Consider the following 9,941-nt stretch of genomic DNA (forward strand, 5'->3'; position numbering starts at 1 on the left):
GTGGGGGTTGTTCGGGGGGTTCGCGGTGGTATTGGGTTGTTGGGGTGGGGGTCTACCCCCCCCCCCCCCACCACCACCACCTGCACGACGACCACCCGCACCACGACCCGTAACCGGAGGCACCGCCATGTCCATCACCACCGTCCTCACCGTCGACGGCATGAGCTGCGGCCACTGCGAGAGGACCGTCAGCGCCGGGCTCGCCGCCATCCCCGGGGTCACCGAGGTCGTCGCGGACGCGCCGAGCGGACGGGTCACCGTGGCCTCCGCCCAGCCGCTGGAGACGGCGGCGGTCCGCAGCGCGGTGGACGGGGCCGGCTTCACCCTCGTCGACGAGATCTGACCCCGGGCCCCGTGGGGCCCGCCCTGGTGCGGCGGGCCCCATCCGGGTCAGCCCATGCTCTTCGCGCCGTCCAGCGACTCGCGGATGATGTCGGCGTGGCCCGCGTGCTGGGCGGTCTCGGCGATGACGTGCAGCAGCACCCGGCGGGCCGACCACTCGGCGTCCGCCTCGAACCAGGGCGCCTTCGGCAGCGGCTGGGTCGCGTCCAGGTCCGGCAGGGTGGCCACCAGCTCGTCCGTCCGGCGGGCCACCTCGGCGTACGCGGCGAGCACCCCGGCCAGCGTCTCGCCCGGCAGGAGCCGGAACTCGTCGGCGCGGCGGGCGAAGTCGGCCTCGGTCATGGCGGAGAAGTCGGGCATCGCGGACGGGCCCTCCACGATGAACTCCGCCCACAGCCGCTCCACCGTGGTCACGTGCTTGACCAGACCGCCCAGGCACAGCTCGCTCGCACAGGTCCGCAGGCCGGCCTGCTCGTCGGTGAGGTCGCGGGTGGTGAAGCGCAGGAAGTGCCGCTGCTTCTCCAGCGCGACCAGGAGGTCGGCGCGCTCGCCGGTGACGGGGGTGGTGGCGTCGGGGGTGGTGGTCGTGGTCATGGCTCTGGCCTTCCGTTCGGGTCCTGCTCCCTTGGACAAGAACCACGTTACGGAGCATTGCGGCCACTTTCTGTCCTGAATTGCGGCCAGAATCGGGACATGGCGAACACCAGCACCCGGACCCTGCGACTGCTCTCCCTGCTCCAGACCCACCGGTACTGGCCCGGCGAGGAACTCGCCGACCGGCTCGGCGTCTCCGTCCGCACCCTGCGCCGCGACATCGACCGGCTGCGCGACCTCGGCTACCCCGTTGAGGCCCAGCGCGGCGTCGAGGGCGGCTACCAGCTGGCCGCGGGTGCGGCGCTGCCCCCGCTGGTCATCGACGACGAGGAGGCGGTCGCCCTCGCGGTCGGACTCCAGGCGGCGGCCGACAGCCCGGTGGAGGGGGTCGCCGAGGCCTCCGTCCGGGTCCTGGCCAAGGTCGTGCAGGTGATGCCGGGCCGGCTGCGCCGCCGGGTCGAGGCGCTGCGCGCCGTCACCGTCCCCGTCGACTGGGGCACCGCGCCCGCCTCCCGCGTCGACCCCGACGCCCTCACCGCCGTCGCCCTGGCCTGCCGGGACGACGAACGGATCCGCTTCTCGTACACCGCCGCCTCCGCGCGGCGCACCGAGCGGCACGTCGAACCGCACCGGCTGGTCTGCCTCGACCGGCGCTGGTACCTGGTCGCCTACGACCTCGACCGCGGCGACTGGCGGACCTTCCGCCTCGACCGCCTCACCGCCGCCGAGGCCACCGGCGCCCGCTTCGCGCCCCGCACCCTCCCGGCCGCCGACGCCGCCGAGTTCGTCCGCGCGGGCCTCAGCGCCATGCCCCGCCCCAACCGCGTCGAGGCCCTGGTGGAGGCCCCCGCCGAGCAGGTCCGCTCCCACGTCGGCCGCTGGGGCGACGTCGAGGCGGTGGACGCCACCCGCTGCCGCCTACGGATGACCGCCGACTCCCTGGACTGGCCCGCCATGGCCCTGGGCTCCCTCGGCGCCGAGTTCCAGGTCGTCCACCCGCCGGAGCTGCGGACGCTGATCGCGGAATGGTCCACCCGCTTCGGCCGGGCAGCGGAAGGCGGCACGGAGGAGTAGGAAGTCGGCCGGGTCGACTTCCGGTGCGGTGGCTCATCAAGGAGTGTCGGTCGGTGCCTCAGACCGGGCGTGGGCGGCCTATGAGCCGTCCGAGCCGGCCGTTGAGCCGGGTGGGGGTTGGGGTGGCGCGGAACAGGAAGTCGGCCCGATCGACTTCCCGTGCGGTGGTCCATGCTGCCGGGCGCGAATGAGGACGTTCTCCCGCGGCTTATCGAGGAGTGCCGCCCGGCGCGTCACGGGGCGTGGGTGGGCGAGGAGTCGTCCCCTAACGCCGAGGGTTGGGCTGGCTGTTGAGCGGCGTGGGGGCCGGGGTGGCGCGGAGGAGTAGGAAGTCGGCCCGATCGACTTCCTGTGTGAGCGGCTGGCCGCTGCCCCGTGGCGGCTCGGCGATGCGTTCTTGTATGCGCGTACGGCGGTTGTCGCTGCGGGCCGGGCCGAACTCGGCGATCCGGGTGGTGCAGGAAGTCGGCCGGGTCGACTTCCTGTGCGGGGCTGTCGTTGTGGCGGCAGACGTACGGGGGCTGGCTGGGGTCGTCTTGGACATCGGTGCGGGACGGCTTGCCGCCGTTTCGGGGGCGCAGGAAGTCGGCTGGGTCGACTTCTGGTGTGGCGGTGTTGCTGTGGGGGTTGGCCGGGGCGACTTGGACTTCGTTGTGGGCCGGGCTGAGCTCGGCGATCCGGGCGGTGCAGGAAGTCGGCTGGGTCGACGTTCGGTGTGGGGCGGGGCTTTGGTGGGCGGGCCCGGGCGCGTGCCTGCTGCCGTCGGTGCACCGGTTCGGCCCGGGCTGTCTGTACGAGGCGCTGCCGGAGTGGTGGTGGAGGCGGCCCGTCGTGGCTACGGGCTACGGGGCGATGGACTCGATGGTGGCGCGCAGGCGCCCGAGTACGGCGGGGAGTTCGGGCAGCGGGGGGTTGGCGAGGGCGAGGCGGATGGCGTTGGGGTGGTGGGGGCCGGTGGCGAAGGCGTCGGCGGTGGAGATGAGGATGCCCTCGGCGGCGAGCAGGGCGGCGACCCGGTCGGGGCGCTGGTGGGGTTCCAGGGTGAGCCACTGGATGTAGGAGGTGGGGTGGGCGGTGACGGCGAGGCCGGCCAGGGCGGTGCGGGCGAGCTGTTGGCGGTCGGCGGCGTCGGCGCGGCGTCGGGCTTCGAGGCGGGTGACGGTGCCGTCGGCGAGCCAGCCGGTGGCGAGGGCGGTGATCAGGCCGGGGGCGCCCCAGGCGGCGGCGCGCAGCTGGGTGGTGGCGGCGCGCAGGTGGCGGTCGGGGAGGACGGCGAAGCCGAACCGCAGGCCGGGGGCGACGTTCTTGGACAGGCCGGCGACGTAGCAGGTGCGGTCGGGGGCGAGGGCGTGCAGCGGCGGGGGCGGTGAGGCCTCCAGGAAGGCGTAGGTGCCGTCCTCGATCAGGGTGCAGTCGTGGGCGGTGGCGAGGGCCGTGAGGCGTTGCCGTTGGCCGCGGTCGAGCACCCAGCCGAGCGGGTTGTGGACGGTCGGGATGGTGTAGACCGCGCGGACCGGGCGGCTGCGGCAGAGCCGGTCGAAGGCGTCGAGGTCGGGCCCGGTGGGGGTGACGGGCACGGGGGCGAGGTCCAGTCCGTGCGCGGTGGCGAGGAGTTTGACGCCCGGGTAGCTGAGCGCGTCGACGGCGAGGACGTCGCCGGGGCGGGTGAGGGTGCGCAGGACGCAGTCGAGGGCCTGCTGGGCGCCGCTGGTGAGCAGGACGTTGTCGGGGGCGGTGTCGACGCCGCGGTCCAGCAGGTAGCGGGCGACGGTCGCCCGGTCGTGCCGGTGGCCGCCGGGCGGGTGCTGGCGCAGCAGGGCCTCGGCGTCGCCGGAGGAGGCGAGGGTGCGCAGCGCCCGGCGCAGCTGGTCGCCCTGGTCGGGGGCGAGCGGCTGGTTGAAGGAGAGATCGGCGGTCCGGGGCACCGGGAGGACGCGGGAGGGCTCGATGCCGTCGTAGCCGGAGCGGACCCGGACGAAGGTGCCGCGGCCCTGCTCGCCCACGACCAGCCCGGCGGCGCCGAGTTCGGCGTAGACGCGGGTGGCGGTGGCGAGCGCGATGCCGCGTTCGCGGGCGAGGGCGCGGTGGGTCGGCAGCCGGGTGCCGGCGGGCAGGGCGCCGGAGCGGATCGCGGCGGCGTACTCGTCGACGACGGCCTTGTAGGAGGGAGGTCGCACGGGGGCCTGCCGTTCCGTGGTCCGAAGGCGGGGGAGGGGGGAGGGGGAAGTGTATCCAGGACAATAACTGGATTGTCCTGCACCACCTTTCCTAGCCTCGCTCGGGCAGTGACCGAAGTGACCACGGCGAAAGGGAACCAGCGGCCATGACCGTCCACAGCGAGCGGGACCAGCACGTCGTCACCCTCACCATCGACCGGGAGAAGAAGCTCAACGCCCTCGACTACCCGACGATCGACGCGCTGCTCGCCGCACTCGACCGGATCGACGCCGACGACAGCGTCCGCGCCGTCATCCTGACCGGGGCCGGGCAGCGGGCGTTCAGCGCGGGCGCCGACATCCCGTCGCTGGCGGCCAGCATCGCGGGCGGGCCGGAGCGGGCGCTGCGCGAGTTCGTCCGCCGCGGCCACACCCTGACCCGGCGGATCGAGGAGTTCCCCAAGCCGATCATTGTCGCGGTCAACGGGCTGGCGTACGGCGGGGGTTGCGAGCTCACCGAGGCGGCGCCGCTGGCGATCGCGGCGGAGCACGCCAGCTTCGCCAAGCCGGAGATCGCGCTCGGCTTCCCGCCGCCCTTCGGCGGCTCGCAGCGGCTGCCGCGCCACGTGGGCCGCAAGCGCGGCCTGGAGCTGATCCTCACCGGGGACCCGGTCCCGGCCGCCCGGGCAGCCGAGCTGGGCCTGGTCAACGCGGTCGTCCCGGCCGCTGAACTGCTCGACGAGGCACGGGATTTGGCGGATCGCATCATCCGGTACGCGCCGACCGCGGTGGCCGCCTGCCTGCGGGCGGTCACCCGCGGGATCAACCTGCCGATCGACGAGGGCCTCGCGGTGGAGGCGGCGGCCTTCGCCGCCACCGTGCCGACGGACGGTGTGCGGGACGGGATCCGGCGGTTCCTCGACCGGACCTGAGGCCGGATATTCGCTTGGCCGACGGCAACGGGCCGGGCGATCATGGCGGGATGTCCGATCTGCTCGAGCGGGTAGCCGCCTTCCATGCCGCCTTCGCCCGCCGCCAGGCGGCCGAGGTCGTCGAACTGCCCGAGTTCCCGGGGGTCTTCGCCGTGCGGGACCCGGAGTTCGTGCTCTCCCACGAGCACAACCAGCTGATCGTCACCGGGCCGGGCACCGACCCGGCGGCCCTGCCGGGGCTGGCGGCGCGCTGGCTCGGGCAGCGCCGGCAGTACGCGATCACCGTGTTCGACGAGGCGTGGGGCGAGCGGGCCGCGCCGGTACTGGCCGGGGCCGGGTACGAGCGCAGCACCGTGGTGGTCATGGCGAGGGACACGGCGGGCTGCGCACTGCCCGAACCGGCCGCCCTGCCGACGGAGTTCGCCGAACTGCGGGAGTCCGTCCTGCGGCAGCAGCGGGAGTGGTACGAGGAGGCGGAGCTGCTCCGCCAGCTCACCGACCGCCGACCGGCCAGGCGACGCGGCGCCGAGCAGGTGCACTTCCTGGCGGCCCGGGCGACGGACGGCGAGGTGGCCGCCTGGGTCGACCTCTACCTCGAACCGGCCTCCGGGCTGGCGCAGTTGGAGGACCTGGTCACCGCGATCCCGCACCGCGGGGCCGGTCACGGGGACACCCTGCTGGCCAGCGGCCTGGCCCTGGCGGCGGCGGCCGGGATCCCGCGGCTGTTCCTGCTCGCGGACGCGGTCGACTGGCCGCGCACGTGGTACGCGCGCCGGGGCTTCGTCGAGATCGGCCGCAACCTGTCCTTCCAGACGAGCTGACGGCCCGGGGGACAGGCGATTGGATGGGGGCATGAACACGGAACGGGCCCTGCCCCGTGACCTGATGGCCGTCGACACCCCGGCACTGCTGCGACTGGAGGAGCGTGCCGTCGATCTCGGCTTCTCCCAGCGGCTGGACCCGGCGTGGCTGAGGGTGCACGCGGCGCCCGAGGGGCGGCACTACCTGCGGGCGGCGCTGTGGCACGGGCTGTCCCACCGTCCGGAAGTGCCGGCCCAGTTGCGCTGCGAACTGGTGCTGGAACTGCGGACCGGCGAGCAGGTGCTGAGCCTGCTGGACGTCCTGCCCGAGGAGTTCGAGCGACTGTCGGCGGTGACGTCCCGCGACGAGGGCCTGCCGGTGGCCCGGCTCCTGGGCGGCGGCGGGCTGCGGTCGGTCGGTGAGTACTTGGCTGGTGAGTGCTCGGCCGGTGAGTACTAGGCCGGGGAGTACTCGGTCAGGGAGTGCGACGAGGGGCTGCGGGGCTGACCGGCCCGGCGGCCGCCCGCCCGCAGTGGTCGGCGACGGTGTCCGCGAAGGCCCGGGCGAGCGGTCCCAGGGTGAGCCACTCGCGCGCGGCCCAGCCGACGGTGAGGCCCGGGAGGTCGGGCAGCGGGACCAGCCGGAGCCCGGGGTGGCCGGGGCCCTGCCACTCGGGGAGCGCGGGGACGACGGCGTGGCCGAGGCCGAGTTCGGCGAGCAGGATGGCCGTGTCCCAGTCGGTGACGCTGGTGTCGAAGACCGGGCGGATGCCCGACTTGCCGAGCCAGTCGTCCAGTTGGGAGCGGGAGACCGAGTTCTGCGGCAGTCCGATGAGCCGGGCGTCCTGGAGGTCGGCGGGTTCGATGCGTGCCTGGGCGGCGAGCGGGTCGGCGGCCGCCACGGCGAGCACCCACGGCAGGTCGGCGACGGGACGCTGCTCGATGCCGCGGACGGGCGTGCCCAGGGTGATCCAGGCCAGGTCGACCTGGCCGGCGGTGAGCGCGTCCAGACAGCTGCGGCTGGAGACGCCGGTCTGGAACTCCAGGCTGACCTGCGGGAACCGTTCGCGGAAGTCGACCACGGCGGCGGACATGAAGTGCCGGATGCTGGTGGCGCCGGTGGTGATCCGCACCGATCCGCCCTCGCCGCGGGCGAGTTCGGCGATGGTGCGCAGCGCGTGGTCGATGCCGCCCAGCCCGTTGGCCACGGCGGTCTGCAGGTGGCGTCCGGCCTGGGTGGGCACCACGCCGCGCGGGTGCCGCTCGATCAGGGTGAGGCCCAGCTCGCGCTCCAGCCGCTTCACGTGCTGGCTGACGGCGGACTGGCTGCACGCCAGGTCGCGGGCGACGGCGCTGAGCGAGCCGGCCCGGCAGACGGCGGCGAAGACGCGGAGGTCGTCGAGGGTCACGAACGCCCAGGGTAGTGCCGGATCCGGGACGGCACGAGAAGGGGCCCGACCCAAGCCCGACCTTGGAAGTTCCCCAGGAAATCAGCGGATTGACTTGGAAGTCCGGCAGCCTCGATCATCGATGGCAGGGCCCGCAGGAGGGCGGCAACCCGCCCGCTGCCTTCGCGGCGCTCCGGACGCTAGAGGCGGGGGCGGGGCGGGTGCCGACCCGTAGGTACCCACGGGCCCACGAGCCTACGGGCACGTCGGGCGGTGGAAGGGGAAACGGAATGCGGTACGCCGATGGTCCCGGTGCGGACTGCGAGGTCTTCGTCCGGGCGGCGGTGGAGCGGGTCTGGGCACTGGTCACCGACATCGCGCTGCCCGCCCGGCACAGCCCGGAGCTCCAGCGGACCGCCTGGCTGGACGGCGCGCCCGGCGCGGACGGCCCCGCGCCGGGCGCCCGCTTCGAGGGGTACAACCGCCGGGCGGGCATGCCCGATTGGCGGACGGTCTCCGAGGTGGTGGAGCTGGTCGAGCACCGCGCCTTCGCCTGGGCCGTCCTGGACGTGGACGGCCGCTTCGGCACCCCGGTGACGGACGCGACCGGTGCGCTGGCCCGGTGGCGCTTCGAGCTGCGCCCCGAGGACGGCGGCACCCGGGTGCGGCACTCGGTGCTGCTCGGCCCGGGCCGCAGCGGGGTCACCCGGGCCATCGACGCCCGGCCGGAGGCGGAGGAGAAGATCGTCGCCTTCCGCCTGGGGGAGCTGCGGACGGGGATGACGGCGACGCTGGAGGGCATCAAGTCGGCGGCCGAGAGCGTGGGTTGAGATGCCGGAGCTGGACCTTTCGGGGCTCGACCGGCCGGGCCTCGCGGAGCCCGACCGTCCGCTGGACTTCGACGGGCTGCTCGCGGAGGTCCGGGCGTCGGCGGCACGCCGGTGCGCGGACCTGGCGCCGCTGACCGACCGGCAGGCCCGTGAGCCGTCGCTGTTCCCCGGCTGGAGCCGGGGCCATCTGCTCACCCACCTCGCCCGCAGCGCCGACGCCTACCGCTGGATGTTCGCCCTGGCCCGTACCGGCAGTGAGCCCGGGCCGCGGGCCGACGCCGCCGAGCTGGACCGGCAACTGCGCGAGGGCGCGGGGCGCGCTGCCGGGGCGCTGGTCGCCGACCTGCGGGACAGCCTGGACGGGCTGCTGCGGGACGCGGCCGGGCTGCCCGCCAGGCGCCGGGACGTCCTGGTCCCGGCGCTGGCGGGCTGGCGGCACCCGGCCTGGTACCTGCTGTGGCGGGCCTGGCGGGAGCTGGAGGTGCACGCGGTCGACCTGGGCCTCGGCCGCGGGCCGGCCGACTGGCCTGCGGCGTTCGTTCGAGCGGCCCTGGCCGAGACGGCCGCGGCACTGGCCGTACGGGCGGTGCCGCTGGCCCGGGTGGAGGCCGAGGACCTCGGCCTCGGCTGGGTGACCGGCGGGACGGGCCCGGTGGTGAGCGGCCCCGGGCACGCACTGCTCGCCTGGTTCGCCGGGCGCGGCCCGCTGGCGGCCCGCTGGCGGCCCTGCGGGTGGACGGCGGGCTGCCGGCGCCCGCGGTGCTGCCGGCCTGGCCGTTGCCGCCGGTGCCCGGCTGGGGGTGAGGTCCGCTCAGGAGGAGGGCGGGTGCTCCTCCGCCTGCCGGAGCAGGGCCGCCAGGTCGTGGAAGCCCCGCCGTTCGGCCAGGGTGCGGGCGGTGGCGCCGTCGGCGTCGGGGAGGCGGGGGTCGGCGCCGTGGGCGAGCAGGACCTCGACGATCTCGCGGTGCGCGGGCCCGCCGTCACCGAGCAGGACCGCCTCCAGGAGGGCCGTCCAGCCGAGGTCGTTGACATGGTTCACGTCGATGTCGGTCTCGCCGAGCACCGCCCGTACGTAGGCGACGTGGCCGCGCTCGGCGGCCGGGATGACCGAGACGCCGCCGTAGCGGTTGCGGCGGGTGAGGTCGGGCCCGCCGGGGAGGAGGGCGCGCATCATCGGCACGCTGCCGGTGATGCCGGTGACCAGCCACGGGCTGTTCAGCTGCCGGTCCTGGGCGTTGACGTCGGCGCCGGCCCCGACCAGCAGCGCGGCGGCGGCGACCCGGTCGGCGAAGGCGGCCCGCAGCAGCGGGGTGCGCCCCTCGTCGTCCCGCGCCTCGACGTTCGCGCCGGCCGCCAGGGCGGTGCGGAGGGCGGCGAGGTCGCCGTGCTCGGCGGCGTCCAGCAGGGCGCGGTCGGCGGGGGTCGGCGGGCGGTCGGTCATGGCGGGGCTCCTCCGGGCGGGCGGGTGCGGCGGTGTTCGCCACCAGCCTGGCGGCCCGGGGTGCCCCGTGGCATCGGCGGGGTGGGGCGGACCGGGGCGGCGGAACGGCGTACGGCGGGGTCGACCGATCGGTTGATCCCGCCGTACGCCGTTCACCAGGAGAGTGGGTAGCGGACCGGGTGTCCGCCGATCCGGCCCGGCAGCAGGCCGATGGCGACCAGCAGTGCGGGTGGCCAGGACCCGCGAGGGGCGGTTCACCGGCTGACCTTCGGCCCCGCCCCGCCCCCCCCGGCCCCCCCCCCCCGGCCCCCGCCCCCCCGCCCCCGCCCCGGCCCCGGGGGGGGGGGTGCCGGGGGGGGGCGGGGCGGGGCGCCGGGGGTGCGG

The 9,941-nt window shown here is 75.4% G+C and carries 10 protein-coding genes and 1 pseudogene; 7 read left to right on the forward strand and 4 right to left on the reverse strand.

Annotation, left to right across the window (positions count from 1 at the left end; all coding sequences use genetic code 11):
- Positions 1-127: 127 nt before the first annotated feature.
- The gene (locus tag ACFV8H_RS01695; RefSeq protein ID WP_380396057.1) at positions 128-343 is read left to right on the forward strand and encodes a heavy-metal-associated domain-containing protein; all 216 of its coding nucleotides are present in this window, start codon (positions 128-130) and stop codon (positions 341-343) included.
- A 47-nt stretch (positions 344-390) separates the two neighbouring features.
- Here ACFV8H_RS01695 and ACFV8H_RS01700 read toward each other — a convergent pair whose 3' ends face one another.
- Positions 391-936: a DinB family protein gene (locus ACFV8H_RS01700; RefSeq protein ID WP_380396058.1), complete on the reverse strand. Its 546-nt coding sequence runs from the start codon at positions 934-936 to the stop codon at positions 391-393.
- A 99-nt stretch (positions 937-1,035) separates the two neighbouring features.
- On the opposite strand from ACFV8H_RS01700, the gene ACFV8H_RS01705 reads away from it, so the two are divergent.
- A complete protein-coding gene (locus tag ACFV8H_RS01705; RefSeq protein WP_380396059.1) occupies positions 1,036-2,010 on the forward strand; it encodes a helix-turn-helix transcriptional regulator in 975 nt (324 codons plus the stop codon).
- 842 nt (positions 2,011-2,852) lie between these two features.
- Here the strand turns inward: ACFV8H_RS01705 and ACFV8H_RS01710 are convergent.
- On the reverse strand, positions 2,853-4,187 hold the full coding sequence (locus ACFV8H_RS01710; protein ID WP_380396060.1) for a PLP-dependent aminotransferase family protein: 1,335 nt from the start codon (positions 4,185-4,187) through the stop codon (positions 2,853-2,855).
- A 146-nt stretch (positions 4,188-4,333) separates the two neighbouring features.
- Between ACFV8H_RS01710 and ACFV8H_RS01715 the strand changes: the two genes are divergently transcribed.
- Genes ACFV8H_RS01715 through ACFV8H_RS01725 form a run of 3 tightly spaced genes read left to right on the forward strand, consistent with a single transcriptional unit; the run spans position 4,334 to position 6,358 of the window.
- Positions 4,334-5,098 carry a crotonase/enoyl-CoA hydratase family protein gene (locus tag ACFV8H_RS01715; RefSeq protein WP_380396061.1) on the forward strand — a complete coding sequence of 255 codons (765 nt, stop codon included), beginning with the start codon at positions 4,334-4,336 and terminating at the stop codon, positions 5,096-5,098.
- Between the two features lie 50 nt (positions 5,099-5,148).
- Positions 5,149-5,919, forward strand: a complete 771-nt coding sequence (locus tag ACFV8H_RS01720; protein WP_380396062.1) for a GNAT family N-acetyltransferase — start codon at positions 5,149-5,151, stop codon at positions 5,917-5,919.
- 31 nt (positions 5,920-5,950) lie between these two features.
- On the forward strand, positions 5,951-6,358 hold the full coding sequence (locus ACFV8H_RS01725) for a hypothetical protein (protein ID WP_380396063.1): 408 nt from the start codon (positions 5,951-5,953) through the stop codon (positions 6,356-6,358).
- A 16-nt stretch (positions 6,359-6,374) separates the two neighbouring features.
- Here ACFV8H_RS01725 and ACFV8H_RS01730 read toward each other — a convergent pair whose 3' ends face one another.
- The gene (locus tag ACFV8H_RS01730; RefSeq protein WP_380396064.1) at positions 6,375-7,307 is read right to left on the reverse strand and encodes a LysR family transcriptional regulator; all 933 of its coding nucleotides are present in this window, start codon (positions 7,305-7,307) and stop codon (positions 6,375-6,377) included.
- A gap of 269 nt (positions 7,308-7,576) precedes the next feature.
- Between ACFV8H_RS01730 and ACFV8H_RS01735 the strand changes: the two genes are divergently transcribed.
- A complete protein-coding gene (locus ACFV8H_RS01735; protein WP_380396065.1) occupies positions 7,577-8,116 on the forward strand; it encodes an SRPBCC family protein in 540 nt (179 codons plus the stop codon).
- Position 8,117: 1 nt separating this feature from the next.
- A pseudogene (locus ACFV8H_RS01740) lies at positions 8,118-8,756 on the forward strand (maleylpyruvate isomerase family mycothiol-dependent enzyme); the annotation flags it as partial.
- A gap of 171 nt (positions 8,757-8,927) precedes the next feature.
- Here the strand turns inward: ACFV8H_RS01740 and ACFV8H_RS01745 are convergent.
- The gene (locus tag ACFV8H_RS01745; RefSeq protein WP_380396066.1) at positions 8,928-9,557 is read right to left on the reverse strand and encodes an ankyrin repeat domain-containing protein; all 630 of its coding nucleotides are present in this window, start codon (positions 9,555-9,557) and stop codon (positions 8,928-8,930) included.
- Positions 9,558-9,941 lie beyond the last annotated feature (384 nt).

The organism is Kitasatospora sp. NPDC059827 (genome assembly GCF_042731675.1).
In the GTDB taxonomy this organism is placed as follows: domain Bacteria; phylum Actinomycetota; class Actinomycetes; order Streptomycetales; family Streptomycetaceae; genus Kitasatospora.

Bases quoted from the DNA above. Each gene is read 5' to 3' on its own strand.
- ACFV8H_RS01695 (WP_380396057.1), top strand. From the start codon at position 128: ATGTCCATCACCACCGTCCTCACCGTCGACGGCATGAGCTGCGGCCAC.
- ACFV8H_RS01700 (WP_380396058.1), bottom strand. From the start codon at position 936: ATGACCACGACCACCACCCCCGACGCCACCACCCCCGTCACCGGCGAG.
- ACFV8H_RS01705 (WP_380396059.1), top strand. From the start codon at position 1,036: ATGGCGAACACCAGCACCCGGACCCTGCGACTGCTCTCCCTGCTCCAG.
- ACFV8H_RS01715 (WP_380396061.1), top strand. From the start codon at position 4,334: ATGACCGTCCACAGCGAGCGGGACCAGCACGTCGTCACCCTCACCATC.
- ACFV8H_RS01720 (WP_380396062.1), top strand. From the start codon at position 5,149: ATGTCCGATCTGCTCGAGCGGGTAGCCGCCTTCCATGCCGCCTTCGCC.
- ACFV8H_RS01725 (WP_380396063.1), top strand. From the start codon at position 5,951: ATGAACACGGAACGGGCCCTGCCCCGTGACCTGATGGCCGTCGACACC.
- ACFV8H_RS01735 (WP_380396065.1), top strand. From the start codon at position 7,577: ATGCGGTACGCCGATGGTCCCGGTGCGGACTGCGAGGTCTTCGTCCGG.
- ACFV8H_RS01745 (WP_380396066.1), bottom strand. From the start codon at position 9,557: ATGACCGACCGCCCGCCGACCCCCGCCGACCGCGCCCTGCTGGACGCC.